Annotated in this window: 18 protein-coding genes; 7 read left to right on the top strand and 11 right to left on the bottom strand. The window is 66.6% G+C overall.

Annotated features, from left to right (window positions below; all coding sequences use genetic code 11):
* Position 1: 1 nt before the first annotated feature.
* The 4 genes from U5A52_RS07555 to U5A52_RS07540 form a co-directional block, all read right to left on the bottom strand.
* Positions 2-223 carry a hypothetical protein gene (locus tag U5A52_RS07555; protein ID WP_028201740.1) on the bottom strand — a complete coding sequence of 74 codons (222 nt, stop codon included), beginning with the start codon at positions 221-223 and terminating at the stop codon, positions 2-4.
* 237 nt (positions 224-460) lie between these two features.
* Entirely contained in the window at positions 461-1,444 is a 984-nt protein-coding gene (locus U5A52_RS07550; RefSeq protein ID WP_321934395.1) for a carbohydrate kinase, read from the bottom strand.
* A gap of 16 nt (positions 1,445-1,460) precedes the next feature.
* The gene (locus U5A52_RS07545) at positions 1,461-2,786 is read right to left on the bottom strand and encodes an AGE family epimerase/isomerase (protein ID WP_321934394.1); all 1,326 of its coding nucleotides are present in this window, start codon (positions 2,784-2,786) and stop codon (positions 1,461-1,463) included.
* A gap of 63 nt (positions 2,787-2,849) precedes the next feature.
* A complete protein-coding gene (locus U5A52_RS07540) occupies positions 2,850-3,914 on the bottom strand; it encodes a LacI family DNA-binding transcriptional regulator (RefSeq protein ID WP_321907485.1) in 1,065 nt (354 codons plus the stop codon).
* Between the two features lie 230 nt (positions 3,915-4,144).
* On the opposite strand from U5A52_RS07540, the gene U5A52_RS07535 reads away from it, so the two are divergent.
* Complete coding sequence (locus U5A52_RS07535; protein WP_042296285.1) at positions 4,145-4,300, top strand: DUF3309 family protein; 156 nt, start codon at positions 4,145-4,147, stop codon at positions 4,298-4,300.
* Positions 4,301-4,408: 108 nt separating this feature from the next.
* Here U5A52_RS07535 and U5A52_RS07530 read toward each other — a convergent pair whose 3' ends face one another.
* Both U5A52_RS07530 and U5A52_RS07525 read right to left on the bottom strand, forming a co-directional pair.
* The gene (locus tag U5A52_RS07530) at positions 4,409-6,265 is read right to left on the bottom strand and encodes a phosphodiesterase (protein ID WP_321934393.1); all 1,857 of its coding nucleotides are present in this window, start codon (positions 6,263-6,265) and stop codon (positions 4,409-4,411) included.
* Positions 6,266-6,496: 231 nt separating this feature from the next.
* Entirely contained in the window at positions 6,497-7,549 is a 1,053-nt protein-coding gene (locus U5A52_RS07525) for a bile acid:sodium symporter family protein (RefSeq protein ID WP_321907487.1), read from the bottom strand.
* Between the two features lie 591 nt (positions 7,550-8,140).
* On the opposite strand from U5A52_RS07525, the gene U5A52_RS07520 reads away from it, so the two are divergent.
* The 3 genes from U5A52_RS07520 (at position 8,141) to U5A52_RS07510 (ending at position 11,495) form a co-directional block, all read left to right on the top strand.
* Positions 8,141-8,695, top strand: a complete 555-nt coding sequence (locus tag U5A52_RS07520) for a hypothetical protein (RefSeq protein WP_321907488.1) — start codon at positions 8,141-8,143, stop codon at positions 8,693-8,695.
* 534 nt (positions 8,696-9,229) lie between these two features.
* Positions 9,230-10,327 (top strand): porin, encoded by a 1,098-nt coding sequence (locus U5A52_RS07515; RefSeq protein WP_321907490.1) that lies wholly within the window; start codon positions 9,230-9,232, stop codon positions 10,325-10,327.
* Positions 10,328-10,520: 193 nt separating this feature from the next.
* A complete protein-coding gene (locus U5A52_RS07510) occupies positions 10,521-11,495 on the top strand; it encodes a LysR family transcriptional regulator (RefSeq protein WP_321907491.1) in 975 nt (324 codons plus the stop codon).
* A gap of 12 nt (positions 11,496-11,507) precedes the next feature.
* Here the strand turns inward: U5A52_RS07510 and U5A52_RS07505 are convergent, their stop codons facing one another.
* On the bottom strand, positions 11,508-12,479 hold the full coding sequence (locus tag U5A52_RS07505; protein ID WP_321907492.1) for a nitronate monooxygenase family protein: 972 nt from the start codon (positions 12,477-12,479) through the stop codon (positions 11,508-11,510).
* A 293-nt stretch (positions 12,480-12,772) separates the two neighbouring features.
* Here U5A52_RS07505 and U5A52_RS07500 point away from each other — a divergent pair, with 293 nt between their 5' ends.
* Positions 12,773-13,666, top strand: coding sequence for an alpha/beta hydrolase (locus U5A52_RS07500; RefSeq protein WP_321934392.1), 894 nt, complete (start codon positions 12,773-12,775; stop codon positions 13,664-13,666).
* A 33-nt stretch (positions 13,667-13,699) separates the two neighbouring features.
* Here U5A52_RS07500 and U5A52_RS07495 read toward each other — a convergent pair whose 3' ends face one another.
* Positions 13,700-14,173, bottom strand: a complete 474-nt coding sequence (locus U5A52_RS07495; RefSeq protein ID WP_321907495.1) for an Lrp/AsnC family transcriptional regulator — start codon at positions 14,171-14,173, stop codon at positions 13,700-13,702.
* A gap of 159 nt (positions 14,174-14,332) precedes the next feature.
* On the opposite strand from U5A52_RS07495, the gene U5A52_RS07490 reads away from it, so the two are divergent.
* Positions 14,333-15,241, top strand: a complete 909-nt coding sequence (locus tag U5A52_RS07490) for a DMT family transporter (protein WP_321934391.1) — start codon at positions 14,333-14,335, stop codon at positions 15,239-15,241.
* A 101-nt stretch (positions 15,242-15,342) separates the two neighbouring features.
* Positions 15,343-16,644, top strand: a complete 1,302-nt coding sequence (locus U5A52_RS07485) for a DUF445 domain-containing protein (RefSeq protein WP_321934390.1) — start codon at positions 15,343-15,345, stop codon at positions 16,642-16,644.
* Positions 16,645-16,842: 198 nt separating this feature from the next.
* Here U5A52_RS07485 and U5A52_RS07480 read toward each other — a convergent pair whose 3' ends face one another.
* From U5A52_RS07480 to U5A52_RS07470, 3 genes are read right to left on the bottom strand one after another with little or no spacing between them, the layout of a single operon-like run.
* The gene (locus U5A52_RS07480; protein WP_321934389.1) at positions 16,843-17,775 is read right to left on the bottom strand and encodes an MBL fold metallo-hydrolase; all 933 of its coding nucleotides are present in this window, start codon (positions 17,773-17,775) and stop codon (positions 16,843-16,845) included.
* Positions 17,772-18,221, bottom strand: coding sequence for a MaoC family dehydratase (locus U5A52_RS07475; RefSeq protein ID WP_321934388.1), 450 nt, complete (start codon positions 18,219-18,221; stop codon positions 17,772-17,774). The genes U5A52_RS07480 and U5A52_RS07475 overlap by 4 nt, the downstream gene beginning before the upstream one ends.
* The gene (locus tag U5A52_RS07470) at positions 18,218-18,466 is read right to left on the bottom strand and encodes a DUF1289 domain-containing protein (RefSeq protein ID WP_321907500.1); all 249 of its coding nucleotides are present in this window, start codon (positions 18,464-18,466) and stop codon (positions 18,218-18,220) included. Before U5A52_RS07470 ends, U5A52_RS07475 begins: the two co-directional genes overlap by 4 nt.
* Position 18,467: the final 1 nt, after the last annotated feature.

Below are 18,467 nucleotides of genomic sequence, written 5' to 3'. Positions count from 1 at the left end.
CCTACAGTTCGAGTTCGCCGAGAATGCGATGCGCCAGTGCCTTGGCTTCTTCGAGAGCCTCTTCCGGCGTGCCCGATGCGGCTTCGACTTCATACACCGCGTTTTCGAGTTCCTCGCCGTCGTCGCGCGCCAGGGAGACCAGGCCCTGGTACTGGCCGGCGTTCATGGGCCGTACTGAGGCGACGGCCGTGTAGATCCCCTTGGTGTAGCTGACGTCTTCCATAACGTGCTCCTCGTGGAAGGAAACCCCTCGACGGGCCGCTCGGATCGGGCCGCGCAGGGTGAAGCGCGCAAGTGTCGCGCCTCGCCCGCAACAAGAGGGAAATTCCATGCTAGCACGTTGCCCGCGCGGCTGCGGGACATGCAAATGACGGCGGCGCGGCGCTTTCGTGTCAGCGCCGCGCCGTGTCCTCGGCGTGTGCCTCGCAGTTCGCCTCGCAGTTCACCTTGCCGTGCGCCTTCAGTCGGCGAGCAGCGCGACGACTTCGTCGAGCGTCGGCGAATACGCGCCGGGCCGGCGGCACGCGGCCGCGCCCGCGGCGAGCGCGAAGCCGAGATGCTGGCGCCAGTTGCGCTGCGGCGTGCTCATGAGGCTGAACAGCAGGCCGCCGATGGAAGCGTCGCCCGCCCCCACCGTATCGGCCACTTCGACGCGCGGCGGCGCTGCCTCAATTACGTCGTTGCCCGCGTAGAGCGTGGCCGCCTGCGCGCCGCGCGTGACAAGCAGCGTGGCGGCCGGATTGAGCGCGCGCACGGCTTCGATGGCTTGCGCTTCGCTCTTGCCGGCGAACAGCATGCGCAGGTCTTCGTCGGAGACCTTGATGAGATCGGCGAGCGCGGCCATGCGGCGCAGGATCGGCTCGTAGCCGTGCGCCATGAGGTTGCGGTAGTTCGGATCGAAGCTGATCTTCACGCCGGCCGCGCGCAGTTCGGCGGCAAGCGTGGCGAGCGTTTCGCCGAGCGGCTGGCGCACGAGGCTGATGCAGCCGAAGTGCGCCCACTTCGCATGCGCGCGCCAGCCTTCAGGCAGCTTCGCGGGATCGAAGGCAAGGTCGGCGCTGTTGTCGCCGATGAAGTAGTACGCGGGCGGATGCGTCTGATGCACGATCGCGAGCAGCGGCGCGCGCTCCACGCGTTGCATGAAGCGCATGTCGAGCCCGGCGGCCACGCTTGCGTTCCAGAGCTCGTCAGAGAAGTTGTCCACGCCGAGCGCGCCCACGCTTGCCGTGGGCAGCCCGAGGCGCGCGACCGCGCGCGCAACGTTCCAGCCCGCGCCGCCAGGGTGCGCGCGCCAGTGCGAGTCCATGCCCGGCGCGCCCGGCGGCGAACTGTGCGGCGCGCCTTCGGGCGCAGGCGTGCGCACGAGATCGGTGAGGATGTCGCCGGCCGAGATGAAGGCCGGGAAGCCGGATGAGAAGTCCGGGCCGGTGCTGCAGGTGCTCATCGTCGTCTTCCTCTGTTTAGTTCTGGCCGCTTGTGCCCGTCATGCCGGCATCGGCGGCGGTCGCTTCCTCGCGGCCCACGACCGGCGCCATGCCGCGTCCGGGCAGCGCGTTCAGCGCTTCGTAGCACGCGCCCATGGTGTGATAGTCGGTCTTGCCCGCGGGGCTCTTCTCGTCACTGTACTTGCGGTTGTCGCAGGTGAGGATGCGATACCACGCACCGTAGCGATGATCGACGAAATTCGCCCAGCTGTAGCGCCAGATCTCGTCGTACCAGTCCCAGAAGCGCTCGTTGCCGGTGCGCTTGCCAAGCAGCGCAGCCGTGGCGAAGGTTTCCGCCTGCACCCAGAAGTACTTGTCGTGATCGCACACGGTGCCGTCCGGCCCGAAGCCGTAATAAAGGCCGCCGTGATCGTTGTCCCAGGCGTGCGCCATGGCGGCGTCGAAGAGCTCGATCGCGCGCGGCAGCAGCCAGGGCAGCGGGCGGTGACGCTCGAGCAGCAACAGCAGCTTCGCCCATTCCGTTTGATGGCCCGGCTGGAAGCCCCACGGGCGGAAGATATTCGAGCTGTCTTCCTCGTTGTAATGCCAGTCCACCGACCAGTCCGCGTGAAAGTGCTCCCACACGAGCCCTTGCGAGAGCTTCGCCTGGCGCAGCGTGATGTTCGACGCGACGCGCTCGGCGCGGTCGAGATACACGAGATGGCCCGTCGCCTCGTAGGCCGCGAGCAGCGCCTCGGTCGTGTGCATGTTGGCGTTCTGGCCGCGATAGCCCGAGACGATCCAGTCGGCGCTCGCCTCGTCCGCGTAGAGGCCCGCCGCGCCGTCCCAGAAGCGGTGTTCCATCAGATCGAAGGTCGCGCCGATCATCGGCCGCGCTTCCTCGATGCCGGCCATTGCCGCATGCGCGTACGCGAGCAGCACGAACGCGAGGCCGTAGCAGTGGCGCGTGGCGTCGAGCACGCGCTTCTTGCCGTCGCGCCAGTCGATCTCCCAGTCGTAGCCTTGCAGTTGCGGGTCCCAGTGGCCTTCGCGCAGGAACTGCAAGCCGTGGCGCGCGTATTCCAGGTGCTGCGGATCGCCGAACTCGCGATACGCCATCGCGTAGTTGAAGACGTAGCGGCAGCTGCTCACGAGGTGGCGCGAATGCGCGTTGTAGATCGAGCCGTCGTCGCGGAAGTAGTGGAAGAAGCCGCCCGACGGATCGAGCACGTTCGGCGCGTAGAAGCGCAGGGTGTCCTGCACGTGGCCGAGCAGGAAGCCGCGGTCGCGAAAGCTCGCGACGGCGGGCGCGGCAACGGGATGTGCGGTGGCGGAGGAGGCGGTGTCGGCGGTCGTCGTCATGGCGTTCTCTTCTGGCTTGGACGTGGCTTCAGCGTTGTTTCAACGTGTTTTCAGCGGAGCGCCTCAGGCGCTCTGCGGCGTGCTTGCAGTGTGACGGACAGCGTGCGCGGCGACGAGATTCGATGACGCCGCACCCAGGGTGCTCGCGCGCGCGACGAGCTGCACCGGCAAGCGGATCTCGCTCGTGGCAGGCGCTTCTTCGAGCAGCAGTTCGACGCCGCGCCGCCCGAGCGCTTCCTTGTCGACGGCGATCGTCGAGAGCGGCGGCGTGGCGTGCGTGGCGCCCGCGATATCGTCGAAACCGATGATCGCGATGTCCTCGGGCACGCGCAGGCCGTTGGCGAGGCACACGCGCATGGCGGCGAGCGCGGCGGCGTCGTTGTAGGCGAACAGGGCGTCGGGCGGCGGGCGCGGGGTTGGGTATCCGGCGCGCGCCGCATCGATCAGGCGCTGCATGGCGAGCGACGCGCCCGTGTCGGGGTCGAGGCCGCCGTCGATCGTCGTTTCGAGCGACGGGTCGAACAGCAGGCCCGCCTCGAAGAACGCGCGCCGGTAGCCGAGCGCGCGCTGCGCGATGCTGTAGTGCGCGAGCGACCCGCCGATGAACGCAATGCGCCGCCGCCCGAGTTCGAACAGATGCTGCATGGCGAGCGCGGCGCCCGCCGCATTGTCGATGTTCACCGAGCGCAGGCCAGGCGCCCACAGGTCGATCAGCACGAGCGGCCGCTGCAGCGCGACGAGCGCGGCGAGCATTTCCGGCTCGACGAAACCGGCCACGGCGATGGCGTCGGGCGCGTGCAGGCGCAACTGCTGGACGGTGTCGTCGGCGGGGCCGGCCGTGAGCAGCGCGGGCACGATGCCGTGTTCGCGGCAGGCGTCTTCCACGCCGTGCAGCACGTGCGAGAAGAACGGGCTTGCCGCGAAGTTGTTGTGCTGGCGATGGAGCAGGAAGGTGAGCCGGCGAATGCGCGGGCGCAGTTGCGCGCAGTCATAGCCGAGCGCGCGCGCGACTTCGACAATGCGTTCGCGCGTGGCTTCGGAAAGGCCTGGCTGGTTTTTCAACGCGCGCGACACGGTGCCGATCGACACGTTGGCGGCCTGCGCGACGTCACGAATGGTTGTCCCCATGGTTCCTGGCTTGCGGTGAACGCGGTGAGCGTTCCGGGAGTGGTCAGGTGTGCGGCGATTGTATAGTAAAAATTGGTCCAAAAAACCCGGATCTACGCCTCAAATTCCAGGTAAATACCAGTAAACAATGAAATAAACGCAAACTTGTGTGTTTAGTAAAAATAACTAAACGGTTGCGGGTACGGCGATTGCGGAAGCTTGGGCATTCACATTCGACGTACGGAGGCATCATGCTCGGCACCCTGCTTCTGGTCATTCTGATCCTGCTGCTCATTGGCGCGTTTCCAGCGTGGCCGCACAGCCGCTCGTGGGGCTACGCGCCTTCGGGCACGCTCGGCATCGTCGTTATCGTGGTGGTCGTGCTGGTGTTGATGGGGACGATCTAGCGACGGCGTAGCGGCGAGGAAACGAAAGCAGAACGGGCCGGCGCGCGGCATGAGCCGCGCGGCCGGCCCGCGCTTTTTTGGGGCTGCCACCGGGGAAAATTCCGGCCGTTATGACGCGTTGGCGCCTTCGCCTGCCGTCGGGCCAAGCGTGGGGAGGAGGTCGGCGCTCGTGCTGCCGTCGATCACAACGAGTCCGCTGGCTTCCTGTTTCGCGCGGCGCTTGGCGAGGGCCGCGAGCGAAGCGATGGCGTCGCTGCTGTGCTGCGCGCCTTCGCCCGGCGCGACGCGCACGCAGCCTATCGCCATCGTCACGAAGGTAAAGAAGGTCGCGTTGCCGTAGCGATCCTCGCCGTGAATGCCGCCCGCGAGCCGGTCGCCCGGCGCGTAGAAGCGCTGCGCGCCTTCGTTGAACGCTTCGATCGCCTGGCGCGCGCGCTCGCGCCACGTCTCGCTCTGGAACAGGATCAGGAAGTCGTCGCCGCCCACATGGCCGAGGAAGTCGCGTGTGGGGTCGCAGGCGTCGGCGAGCACCGTCGCGGCGAACTTGAGCACCTCGTCGCCTTGCCAGTAGCCGTACTGATCGTTGAAGGGCTTGAACAGGTTCAGGTCGACGTAGCACGCGTGAAAGCCCGCGTCGTGCGAGAGCAGGCGCTCGATATGCGAGCTGATCGGAATGTTGCCCGGCAGGAAGGTGAGCGGATTCGCGTAACGCGCGGCCTGGATGCGCACCTCCGTCACCGCGCGCACGAGGCTTTCGCCCGTGCCGAGTCCGGCATAGCGGCCGTTGTCGGTGATCACGAAGCCATCGGCGAGATAGCGCTGGTCGTCGCTCGCAAGGAGCGTGGCCATCTGCTCGACGCTCATCGACTGCTCGATCAGCACCGGCTGCGCGTTGGCGAATTGCAGGCAGGCCTTCTTGCCGAACAGCTCGCGGTGGTAGGGCAGCGCATAGCGGTCCATGAACGCGCGCCGGTTAATGAGCGCAACGGGCGCTTCGTCTTCCACCACGGCCACCGCGTGCAGATCGGGCTGGCCGTTGAACAGGTCGAGCACGTCGTTGTTGGTCGCGTGGCGCGGCAGCGCGGGCGCGTGCACGAGCATCTTGCTGGCGGGCGCGCCGCCGCCCGCCGGCTGCGTGGCGGCGCTGCGCGTGGCCTCGGGGAACACGGCGATATGGTCCGCGCGAATCGCCTCGCGCGCTTCGCGTGCGAGCACGCGCAGCGGCTCTCCGTTGGGGCGGCCAAAGAAAAAACCCTGGCCGCAGTCGATGCCCATGTCGCGCAGCACGATCAGGTCGGCGGCGTTCTCGATGCCTTCCGCCACGAGGCGCGCGCCGCTCGCCTGCGCGAAATGCTGCATGGCGCGCACGGCTTCGAACTTGAGCGCGTCGTGGGCGATGTCATGGATGAAGAAGCGATCGATCTTCACGACATCGGGCTGCAGCTGCACCCAGAGGTTGAGGCTGGCGTTGGCCGTGCCGTAGTCGTCGAGCGCGAACTGGGCGCCTGCCGCGCGCAACGTTTCGACCACGGGCGAGAAGTTGCGCAGGTCGTGGATGGCGCTCTGCTCGGTGAGTTCGATCACAAAGCGCGTCGGGTCGATCGGGCCGTCGAAGAGGGCGAGCGCGGCGTCGCCGGCGGCGGTGAGCTGGCGCAGCGCGTCGGCGCTGAAATTGAGGAACAGCTTGCCGGGGCAGTCGAGCCCGGCGAACGTTTCGATGCAGGTGCGGGCGGCCGCGCGTTCGAGCGCGGCGGTGCAGTGTTCGTCGCCGGCGCGCGCGAAGAGAGCGGCGGGCGTTTCGAGCGGCGAGCCGGCCGGCCCGCGAATGAGGCCCTCGTAGCCGAGGATCGCGCCACCGTCGAAATCGACAATGGGCTGGAAGACCGCGCGTAGCTGGCGCTGGGCGATCAGTGCCCCGACGCCGGGCGTGGCGTGATGGAGTGGCGCGCGAGCAGACGCAGACATGGACAGGCCAGAACGGGCGAAGACGTTGAACTTAACGGCATATCATCGGATGAATTAAATGAATTTTTGGTGACAGTGCAGCGAAGCCCACGTTTTGAACGTGTGGCGCATGCGGGCGGAACGCGGGGGAGGGGCGGGAGGCAGAGAGGGGTGCGCCGCGCACTGGCCGCGGCGTTTGCTGCAGCAGGGCGACGATTTCTCGCCGCCCTGAACGAAGGAGCTCAGTGGCGCTTACCGGCGCGCGGCCGTAGCAGTCGTCGTGCGCTCACCCGCACCGGCGCGCGATTCGTCGCCCGCGCTGGCGGCGCGCTCGGCGCTCATGTCGCGAGCGCCCCAGCGCTGGGCGAGCGCCGCGCACACCATGAGCTGGATCTGGTGGAACAGCATGAGCGGCAGCACGACCGCGCCCACGGCGTTCGAGGCGAAGATCACCTTCGCCATCGGCACGCCGGCCGCGAGGCTCTTTTTCGAGCCGCAGAAAATGATGGTGATCTGGTCGGCGCGCGAGAACCCGAGCTTCTTGCTCGTGTAAATCGTGATGCCAAGCGCGAGCGCGAGCAGCACCGCGTTCACGACGAGCAGCCCGCCGAGCGCGGCGAGCGGGATGTGATGCCAAAGCCCTTCGTTCACGGCCTCGGAAAATGCGCCGAACACCACGAGCAGGATCGAGCCCTGATCGACGAACTTGAGCACACCCTTGTTGCGCTCGATCCAGCGGCCGATCACCGGGCGCAGCAACTGGCCCGCCACGAACGGCACGAGCAGTTGCAGCACGATGTTCCACACGGTGTGCCAGGCCGAGCCGCCGCCCGCGTTCTGGTTCGTGACGATCAGGCTCACGAGCGCGGGCGTGACGAAGATCCCGATCAGGCTCGACGCCGAAGCGCTGCAAACGGCGGCGGGCACGTTGCCGCGCGCCATCGAGGTGAAGGCGATGGACGACTGCACCGTGGAAGGCAGCGTGCAGAGGAACAGCACGCCCGCGTAGAGCGCCGGGGTGACGAGCGGCGAAAGCACGGGCTTGAGCGCGAGCCCTAGCGCGGGAAAGAGCACGAAGGTGCTGAGCAGGACGACGATGTGCAGGCGCCAGTGCGTCGCACCGGCGACGATCGCCTCGCGCGAAAGCTTGGCGCCGTGCAGGAAGAACAGCAGGCCGACCGCTACATTGGTCAGCCAGTTGAAACCGGTGGCGGCCTGGCCGTGCACCGGGAACAGGCTCGCAAGAACCACCGTGCCGACAAGGCAAAGGGTGAAGTTATCGGGCAGGAATTTCGGACGTGCCATCGGACAATCTCTAGTGCGCGCCTGGGCGCTGGCTGCGCGCAATCGGTGTGCGTGCAACGAGTGAATCGGAACGCCTATTGTCGGCGCAAGCCGATTGAAAAAGCAAATTCATTTGAAGCATCGATTGATGACGGATACGCATGGATCGTCAAGATCGATGACTCCTTTATGCCGGATTCCTCATCGACGTGCGAGGAGCATTCGCGCGCCGCAAAAGTCGTCAGGAGTCCGCGCATTCTTCAGATGTTGAGCCCTTGCTCAAGCATCAAGCGGAGCGCTCCCCTGGCTGCCCGAAGAGCCTTGCCGGACGGCCTTCCCGGGCCGCGTCCGGAGCCAGAAAACCCAGCAGTAACATGGTGTTACAACCCTTCGGGCGGCATAACATCTTTTGGCTCGACACCCATTCGGCACGCCCATAAATTACCGTCAAAGGGACGCCCGGAATCGTTGTGGCGGCAATCGTTACGCGCTGCGCGGCGTGCGTCCCGGGACTGGCCCGCCATGGCCCGAGTGGCGGGTTGCCAAGCGCAAACGTCGGGCAGGCGAAACGTCACAATGCACGCAGGGTTGTCAAAACTGGGACAGTGGATCTTGGGGGCCGGATTAGCGGCCCTCGTTGCGCTCGCCCATGCTCAGCCCGGTTTTTCGGGGCACGGCGGCGGCGGCGGCTTTGCGCGCGCGCCTTCCATGCCCGCCATGCATTCGATGCCTGCCATGCATTCGATGCCCGCGCCGCGGGCCGGCATGTCGTGGGGCGGCGGCTACCACGGCGCTCCCGAGCGCGCCCGCGGCCCCGCCGCAGCGCCCATGCGCGTGGCCGATCAGGGCGGCCGCTATGAACGCGGCGGCAACCGTGCGCCGAACCAGTGGCAAGGGCAAGTCCAGCAACAGGCTCCCCGCCGCGACTACAGCTATGGCACGCCGTTCGGCGGCTACGGCGGCTATCCCCGCGGCAACCCCATCACGCCCGTGAGCGCGGAAACGCGCCAGGTGCCGCATCCGCCGGCGGACTCGCCGGTGCGCGCGGGCTCGATCCGCGAAGACGTTGCCCGGTACAACGAAGAGCGCGGCGGTACCTACCGGCCGTTCCCGCGCAACGGCGGCGAGGTCCCGCGCCCGCCCATGCCCTCGCCTTACCGCAATTGAGCGCTGCCCTCGCGGCCGCTTTCGCTTTCTCCCCGCCTCACGCTTTCTGCGCTTTTCTCCCGTTTTCTACCGTTGATTCGCTTCAGGCACTGACCTGCTAGCGCCGCCGAAACACGTCCAAAACAAGCCCGGTTTGTCCACGTTACGAAAACTGACGCGTGGATACCACACTTTTTTGGAAATCTCTCGTCATACAGATCCCTTTCGTCTGAAATCTCGCTTTCGTTTCGGCGGCGCGTCACCGGCAGCCCCCGCGCGTGCGGGAGCGCCCCGCTGGGCGCGGCCCGGCAGGCTGCGCGTCGCGGTGATGCAGCGCAGCGCAAGGCAGAGTCGACAGCGATTAAACAGGTCTTTTGGACGGCAAACTAATCCGCCCGATATACCGGCAATAACACCGTTTATTTTTGACCACATAAATGGTCCGCAAAGATGGATCCGCCCAGAACGGCCACGCCTGCGAACGACGAAAAAACAAAGCTTTGCGCGAGCGCCTCAGCCGCCCGACACCTTTTTTTGACAAAGACTGGAGAACCCATGAATACAACGGTCAGCCGCGTGCTGCGCACCACCCTCAAGGCGAGCGCGCTCGCCGCTGTTCTTGCCGCCGCGTCCTCGTCGGCGTTTGCGCAGTCGAGCGTCCAGCTCTATGGCCAGGTTGACGAATGGGTCGGGGCGACGAAATTTCCGGGCGGCCAGACCGCCTGGAACGTGGGCGGCGGCGGCATGTCCACGTCGTACTGGGGCATGAAGGGCTCTGAGGATCTGGGTGGCGGCTACAAGGCGATCTTCACGCTGGAAAGCTTCTTCCGCGCACAGAACGGCCAGTTCGGCCGCTTCGAAGGCGACACGTTCTTCGCGCGCAACGCGTACGTCGGCCTCGAGTCGCCGTACGGCACGGTCACGGCAGGGCGCCTGACGACGCAACTGTTCGTCTCGACGATTCTCTTCAACCCGTTTGGCGATTCGTACACCTTCTCGCCGATGGTGTACCACGTGTACCTCGGCCTCTCGACGTTCCCGACCTACACGACGGACCAGGGCGTGGTGGGCGACTCGGGCTGGAACAACGCGGTCCAGTACTCCACGCCGAACTTCAACGGCCTCTCGGGCTCGGCGATGTACGCGTTCGGCAACCAGGCCGGCTCGAACGGCTCGAAGAAGTGGAGCGTGCAGGGTCTGTACTTCCATGGCCCGTTTGCTGCCACCGCCGTTTATCAGTACGTGAACTTCAACAACACGCCGGGCGACATTGGCAGCATCGTGAGCGGCGACACGACCATCGTCGGCCTGAAGAGCCAGGGCGTCGCACAGCTCGGTCTCTCGTACGATCTCAAGTTCGTGAAGTTCTTCGGTCAGTACATGTACACGGCGAACTGGCAGCAGGAAGGCAGCTGGCACGTGAACACGGCGCAGGGTGGCGTGACGGCGCCCGTCGGCCCGGGCACGGTCATGGCTTCGTACGCCTACTCGCGCAACGGCGGCGGCCTGAACCAGACGCGCCAGACGGCGGCCATCGGTTACGACTATCCGCTCTCGAAGCGCACCGACGTCTACGCGGCGTACATGTACGACCACTTCGACAACATGTCGAGCGGCCAGACCTACGGCGTGGGTCTGCGCGCGAAGTTCTGACCGGCGCTGCCGCTCAGGTCGACGTTCAAGGTTCGACAGCCAAACCCCGCGCTGCGTGCAGCGCGGGGTTTTTTGCTTTCTGGGCCGCCAGATGCCAGGCGTACCTGCGCGTTTCAACACCCGCAATTGATAAAACGAGGAAAATATCGACGATTGATTCCCGTTTATTTATGTTCGAGTTGAAGGCCGCACCATGGATACCCTCGTCAGCATGAAAGTGTTCCGCCAGGTGGTGGAGGCGGGCAGCTTCGTCGCGGCGGCCGAGCGCATGGACATGTCCGCCGCGATGGCGAGCAAGCATGTGATGCATCTGGAGCAGCAGCTTGGCGCGCGTTTGCTGAACCGCACCACGCGCCGCGTCGCGCCCACCGAGGCGGGGCGCGAGTATTACGAGCGCGTGGCGCTGGCGCTCACGGAGCTCGACGAAGCCGGCCAGGCGGTGGGCGCGGCGAGCGTCGTGCCGCAGGGGCGGCTGCGCGTGTCGTCGCTCACGGCGTTCGGGCTGCGTCATGTGATGGGCGCGGTTGCCGACTACGCAGCCGGATTCCCGCAGGTGACCGTCGACATCACGCTCTCCGACCGCGTGGTCGAGCTGATCGACGAGGGTTTCGACGTGGCGATCCGCGCCGCGCCTTCGGGGCTCAAGTCTTCGTCGTTGATCGCGCGGCCGCTCGCCACCGCGCACATCGTGCTGTGCGCGTCGCCGGAGTACTTGCGCCGCCACGGCGTGCCGAAGACCGTGGCCGATCTCGCCCGGCACAACTTCGTTCAGTACGCGGGGGCGTCGGCCCAGGAACTCGCGCCGTTCGCGGAGGGCGCGGGCGGCGTGAAGCCGAAGCCGGGCGGCAACCTCATCGTCAATCACCTGGAGGCGCTGCGCGTGGTGGTGTTGCAGGGCGGCGGGCTCTCGATGCTCGGCACCGAGGTGGTGGGCGACGATATCGCCGAAGGGCGCCTCGTGCCGCTGCTCGTCGACGCGCTGCCGCCGCGCGAGCTGCCGATCTACGCCGTGTACGCGAGCCGCCGCCATCTTTCGGCGAAGGTGCGCTCGTTCGTCGACTTCCTGGCCGCGCGCTTTTCGGAGCGCGAACTGTGGCCGGGCGTGGAGGCGATCCGCGCGGCGGCGGTCAATGCCGACGCCGCACGAAGCGCCGCCACCGCGCGCTGACGTCAGCCCTCGCTATGCCGAGCGGCTCACGCCGAGCCGCGCTTTCGTCTCTTCGTACTCACGCCTCAGGCGCTCGATGAGATCGGCCACGGAGGGCACGTCATCCATCAGGCCCACGCCCTGGCCTGCGCCCCACACGTCTTTCCAGGCTTTCGCCTTCGAGGTGCCCGCGCCGAAATCCATCTTCGTTTTGTCCGACTCGGGCAGCGCATCCGGATCGAGCCCGGCGTTCACGATGCTCTCGCGGATGTAGTTGCCGTGCACGCCCGTGAAGAGGTTCGTATAGACGATGTCGGCGGCCTTCGCTTCGAGAATGGCGTGCTTGTAGTCCTCCACCGCGTGCGCCTCTTTGGTCGCGATGAAGCGCGTGCCCATGTAGGCGAGATCCGCGCCCATGGCCTGGGCGGCCAGGATCGAGCCGCCGTTGGCGATCGCGCCCGACAGCACGATCGGGCCGTCGAAGATGCGCCGCACTTCGCCCACCAGCGCGAACGGCGAGATTGTGCCCGCATGGCCGCCCGCGCCCGCGGCCACGAGGATCAGGCCGTCCACGCCCGCTTCGAGCGCTTTGGCGGCATGGCGCAGGTTGATGACGTCGTGCAGCACGATGCCGCCGTAGCTGTGCACGGCGTCGAGCAGTTCGCGCGGCGGCGCGCGCAGGCTCGTGATAAAGATCGGCACGTGGTGCTCGACGCACACGCGCACGTCGTGCTCGAGCCGCGCATTCGACTGATGCACGATCTGGTTCACGGCGACCGGCCCGATGACGGCTTCGGGGTTCGCGGCCTTGTACGCGGTGAGTTCCTCCCGGATCTGCGTGAGCCAGACACCCAGCTCCTCGGCAGGTCGCGCGTTGAGCGCCGGAAACGACCCGACGATGCCCGCCTTGCACTGCGCGAGCACCAGCTGCGGGTAGCTGACGATGAACATCGGCGAGCCCACGACGGGCAGCGAGAGGTTTTGCAGGACGGCGGGGAGTGCCATGGGGAGGTCTCCTTGCGGCGCTTCGGCAGGTGGCGCGGCGGGCGCACGCGAACGGGGTGCCGGTATCGACTGGGCGCGATTTAACTTGATCAGGCGCAATCGCACAGGAAATCGCGACGTGATTCGATCGCGAAAACGGCCGTTCGATTATAGGCTTGGGGTCGTTCGGGCATCTCTCGCGCGGCATTCGAGGGAGTGTTCGGTTTCTACCGTTGTGGGCCCAAAAGCACGTTTGCGAGTTGTGCTCGCCTCATACAATGACCGCAGACCAACAAACACAAGAGACGAGCCCCATGCCCTTCGACGGATTCCAGCCTTTCACCGTTCGCACTGCGGGCGGCGTAGACATCTGCGGCGTGAAGGGCGGCGACGGACCGCCGCTATTGCTGCTGCACGGCCATCCGCAAACTCACATGATCTGGCACCGGTGCGCCACGGCGCTCGCACAGCATTTCACCGTCATCGCGACGGATCTGCGCGGCTACGGCGCCTCCTCGAAACCGGCCAGCGACGACACACACGCCGCCTATTCGAAACGCACGATGGCGGCCGACCAGGTCGAGGTGATGCGCCACTTCGGTCACGAGCGTTTTCTGGTCTGCGCACACGACCGCGGCGCGCGCGTCGCGCATCGCATGGCGCTTGACCACCCGAACGCGGTCGAGCGGCTCATGCTGCTCGACATCGCACCCACGCTCGCCATGTACGAGCAAACCGACCGCGAATTCGCCACGCTCTACTTCCACTGGTTCTTCCTGATCCAGCCCGAGCCGTTGCCGGAAACGCTCATCGAAGCGAACCCCGACGTCTATATCGAGCGCGTCATGGGCAGCCGCCACGCGGGCCTCGCACCCTTCGCGCCGAAGGCGCTCGGCGCCTACCGCGCGGCGCTGCGCCAGCCGGGCGCGGTGCACGCGATGTGCGAGGACTACCGCGCCTCCGCGACCATCGACCTCGAGCACGACCGCGCCGACCTCGAGCGCGGCAACAAGGTGGCGTGTCCGCTGCGTGTGCTGTGGGGCGCGGAAGGCGTGATCGAGCGCTGCTTCGACCCGCTCGCCGAATGGCGCAAGGTGGCGCGCGACGTGAGTGGGCGCGCGCTGCCGTGCGGCCACTACATTCCCGAGGAGGCGAGCGAGGCGCTGGTCGAGGAGATGCTGGCGTTCTTCGAGACTACGGAGCAATGAGCGGCGGCGGCGCCTGGCCGCCGCACCACTGCATCAGCTCAGCGGCGGCAGTCGGCGCGGCACTGGTGTGGACTTGACGATGGCCGTGCTGGTTTCGGCGCGCTCGGTGACTTTCGCGAGAATCTCGTCGAGCTGTTCGATCGAGTGCAGATAAAGCCGGGCGATGAAGCAGTCGTCGCCCGTGACCTTGTCGCACTCCACGAATTCGGGAATGCGCCGCAGTACCTCTTCCACCAGATGCAATTGCCCGGGCAGCGGCTTCACGCGCACGATGGCCTGCAGCGTGTAGCCAAGCGCGCGCGGATCGATCTGCACCGTATAGCCGCCGATCACACCTTGCGCTTCGAGCCGGCGCAGCCGCTCGGACGTGCTCGGCGCCGAAAGCCCCACGTGCTTGGCCAGTTCGGCGACGCTCGCCCGGGCGTCCTCGGCGAGCGCCGCGAGCAGCATGCGGTCGATGTCGTCGAGCGGCGCGGCGGCGGGCGTCGGGTTGGGACGTCGGTTCATGATCGCGCGGGTGCTCCGCCAAGTTAGCCTTTCAATCGAAGGCAAGTGTAGCCTTTCGCCTAAGTTTAGCCATGTATTCCCCGCCTTGCAGCCGATAAACTGGCTGGCAGATGCGAAGGGCTGCGCGCCCTTTGTCCGCCATATAGAGGATGCAAGTTCATGTCTTCCACCACTCCCGAAATTCGCCGCGGCGCGGCCGAGATGATCGTCGCGATGCTGATGTCCGGCACCATCGGCTGGCTCGTGGTCGCCTCGCGGCAGGCCCCGATCAATATCGCCTTCTTGCGCTGCGTGCTCGGCGGCGCGACGCTCACGCTCGTGTGCGCCGCGCTCGGCCTGCTGCGCCGCAAGCACCTGCCGCCGCGCACGCTTGCGCTCGCCGTGCTGGGGGGCGCAGCTATCGTCGCGAACTGGGTGCTGCTGTTCGCCGCCTATTCGCGTGCATCGATTTCCATGGCTACGGCCGTCTACAACACGCAGCCCTTCATGCTCGTCGGCCTCGGCGTGGTCATTTTGCGCGAGCGCGTGAGCGCCTCGACGCTCGCGTGGCTCGCGGTGGCCTTCCTTGGCCTCGTGTGCGTGGTCGAGGTGCAGCCCGCCGTGCTCGCGGTACCCGGCGAGTATCTGCAAGGCGTGGCCTACGCGGCGGGCGCGGCGTTTCTCTACGCGATTTCGTCGATCATTACGCGGCATCTGAAGGGCACGCCGCCGCATCTCCTCGCGCTCGTGCAACTCGCCTTCGGCGCGCTCGCGCTCGCGCCGTTCATCCACTACGGCACGCTGCCGGCCACGCCGCTGCACTGGGCGCAGCTCGTCACGCTCGGCGTCGTGCACACGGGCATCATGTACGTGCTGCTTTACGGCGCGATCCAGAAGCTGCCCACAGCGATGACAGGCGCGCTCTCGTTCATCTACCCGGTGGTCGCGATCCTCGTGGACTGGTTCGCGTTCGGTCAGCGCCTCGCGTGGATCCAGGTGGTGGGCGCCGCGCTGATCCTGGTCGCGGCGGCAGGCGTGAATCTCGGCTGGCGGATCGTGCCGCAACGGCGCGACACGCGTTCGGCGTGACCGGCGCCTGAGGCGCGCCTGACGCACCTGTGCTTCGTCATGTGGGGGTGGCCGCCCTGGCCGCATAATGGCGCGGTTCGAACCCGCGACCTTTTCCCCGCATGACGCAATTTCCCGCCAACCAGGACGAAGCCGAACTCGCGCGCGCCAAGCGCCGCGCGCTGCTGCTGCTGCTCGGTGCGGCGGCCGTGTTCGTCGGCACGGCGCTGTCGCCGCCCGGCATCGTGATCGATGGCGTGAAGGCCGTGAGCGAAGCCGCCATGGTCGGCGCGCTCGCCGACTGGTTCGCCGTAGTCGCGCTGTTTCGCCGCGTGCCGATTCCGTTCGTTTCGGCGCGCACGGGCGTGATTCCGCGCAACAAGGACCGCATTGCCGACGAGCTCGCCAACTTCGTGCGCGACAAATTTCTCGACGTGGGCTCGCTCGTCGGTCTGATCCGCCGTCACGACCCGGTCGAGCGGCTTGCCACGTGGCTGAGCGCGCCGCACAACGCGCAGCGCCTGGGCAAGTACGCGGTGCGCATGATGTCGGGCGTGCTCGGCCTCACCGACGACGCGCGCATCCAGAACTTCATCCGCGAGGGCCTGCATGCCGCACTCGAGCGCGTCGATCTCTCGAAGTCGGCGGGCGCGATTCTCGACACGCTCACCAAAGACGGCCGCCACCAGGAACTGCTTGACCAGGTGCTCGACCAGCTCGGCGCGCTGCTGCGCGACGAGGGCACGCGCGCGTTCGTCGCAACGGCCATCGTCGACTGGCTCAAGAGCGACTATCCGACGACCGAGAAGTTTCTGCCAACGGAGTGGATTGGCGAGAGCGGCGCGCGCGTGGTGGAGAGCGCGGTGAACCGGCTGCTGCTGCAGGTGAGCGGGGATCGCGAGCATCATCTGCGTCGCAAGTTCGATGAAGTGGTGGAAAAGCTGATCGTGCAGCTCAAGAGCGATCCGGCTTTCCTGCGCAAAGGCGAGGAGCTGAAGGCGAGCCTGCGCGAGGGCAGCGCGCTCAACGAGTACACGCGCGCGCTGTGGGACAGTCTGCGCGCGTGGCTGCGCGACGATCTCGCGCGAGAGGACTCCGAACTGCACGCGAAGGTGGCCGCAACGGGCCGGTGGCTAGGCGAGACGCTCGCCGCCGACGCCGAGCTGCGCGCCTCGCTCAACGGTCACCTCGAGGACGCCGCGCGCGCCATGGCGCCCGACTTCGCGCGCTATCTCACGCATCACATCCGCGACACCGTGCAGAACTGGGACACGCGCGAAACGGCGCGGCTCATCGAGCTCAAAATCGGCAAGGATCTGCAAGAAATTCGCGTGAACGGCACGGTGATCGGCGGCGCAATCGGCTTGGGGCTCTATCTGTGCTCGCATCTGTTCGAGCTTGCGCGGCTGAAGATGGGTTACTGATTTGATTCGTATTCCAGATCAATCACCCGGGCAGAGGCGCGCGAAACCGCAGCCGTAGGTCATCTGTAGGGAAATCACCGATGCTTCGGGATTTTTGGCGCGAGTATCATGGTTTGACAGTTTGATCACGTCAGAGCTAATTCAAACGCTCGTTCGGAAACGGACGAGCGTTTTTTTTCGCCTTTTTATGCGGCCCGGCTAGACCGCTGCCGCCGGGGTTTCGAGTCGCTCGCCATTCGCGATCAGCGCGCCGCTCTTCGCCAGCTCCCCGGCCAGCTCGCGCAGCAGCGCCGGCCACGCGCTGCGCGGGGCGAGCTGCTGCGCCGCGGCGCGCAGGGAGGCGGCACTTTCGAGCATCGTCATGAGCGAGTCGAAAGTCATCGCACGTACCTCGAGCAGCTTGAAGACGATCAGCACCTTGAGCGCGTTCTTCGCGTTGCGTGTCGGGTCGGCGCGCAGCCACGCAAGGCGCGAAAACGCGCGCTCGAGCGCCGCTTCGACGTTAGCGAACGGCTTGCCGTGGCCGGGAATGACCGTGCGCACGTCGAGCTTCGCAATGGCTTCCAGCACCGCTTGCTGCTCGGCGAAACCGCTTGCGCCGTCGAGCTCGGGAAAAATCACGCCGAAGCCGTGCTCCCAAAGCGCATCGGCGCTGATGAGCAGACGCGGCTCGGCGGCATAGAGCATCACCGAGTCGGGATCGTGCCCCGGCGCGCCGATCACCTCCCATTCGAAGCCGCCTAGCGTGAGCCGTTCGCCTGCCGCGAGTGTGCCTGTGAACGCGAATCGCTCGCAGGTCTGACCGGTGGCGAGAAAGCTCAAACGCGTTTCGTCCCAGTCGCGCACGATCGCCGCGCTCGCAGCCGGGATCAGCGTTGCGCAGGGCCAGTGCGCCTGCAGCCGCGCGTTGCCGCCGCAATGGTCCGAATGCAGGTGCGTGTTGACGATCAGGTCGAGCGCTCGTGGGCCCAGCGCGTGGCGCACGAGCGCGAGGGTTTGTTCGGCGTGCGTGGCGTAGCCGGTATCGACGAGTGCGGCGCGCGCCTCGTCGATGAGCAGCACGTTGTTCGACGAGAGCCAGCCGCGCTCGAAAACGCGGATCGATTCAGGGAGTGCGGGCGTTGCACTCATGCTTGCGCGTGCTCCGGTTTCGGCATGACGAGGATCGTCGCGCGGCCCACCACGAGCAGTTCGCCTTTCTGGTTCACAGCCTCGCCCGCAAGCTTCACGAGGTCGCCATTCAGGCTCGGCTTCCACCACGCTTCTTCCACGCGCCATTCGAACGTGATCGTGTCGTGCGCGTGTGCGGCGCGCTTGAGCTTCATGTCGAATTCGAGCCCGAGCGGCTGCGCGTACTGCGAGTAGTGCGTGGCGAGCAGCGCCATGAAATGCGCGGTGGGTTGCGTGCCCGAAGCGATCAGGCCGCCAAAGCGGCTTTGTGCGGCGTACGCTTCGTCGTGGTGCAGCGGGTTCAGGTCGTTCACGAGCAGTCCGAACGATTTCACCGATTCGGGCGTGAGCTGCAGCGTCGAGCGAAACGTTTCCCCGAGCGTGACGACGCGGGCGGGCGCGTTCATTGTTTTTCTCCTTGCGCTCGCCCTTGCGATTCGAAGCGCTGCGCAACCCATTCGGCGTGCCGCGCGTCGATCGCGTCCCAGACGGCGCGCTTTGCCGCTTCGTCGAGCGTGGACCAGCTGGCAATTTCGTCGATGGTGCGCAGGCACCCCTCGCACAAGCCGCTGCGCTCATCCATGCGGCAGATGTTGATGCAAGGCGAGGGCGGCGGCACTACGTTGTCCAGGCTGTCGCGAGTCGCGGTCATG

It is taken from the genome of Paraburkholderia sp. J8-2, assembly GCF_905220195.1.
GTDB lineage: Bacteria > Pseudomonadota > Gammaproteobacteria > Burkholderiales > Burkholderiaceae > Paraburkholderia.
Note: the sequence above shows the minus strand (reverse complement) of the source record. Positions and strands in the feature narration are given on the sequence as shown.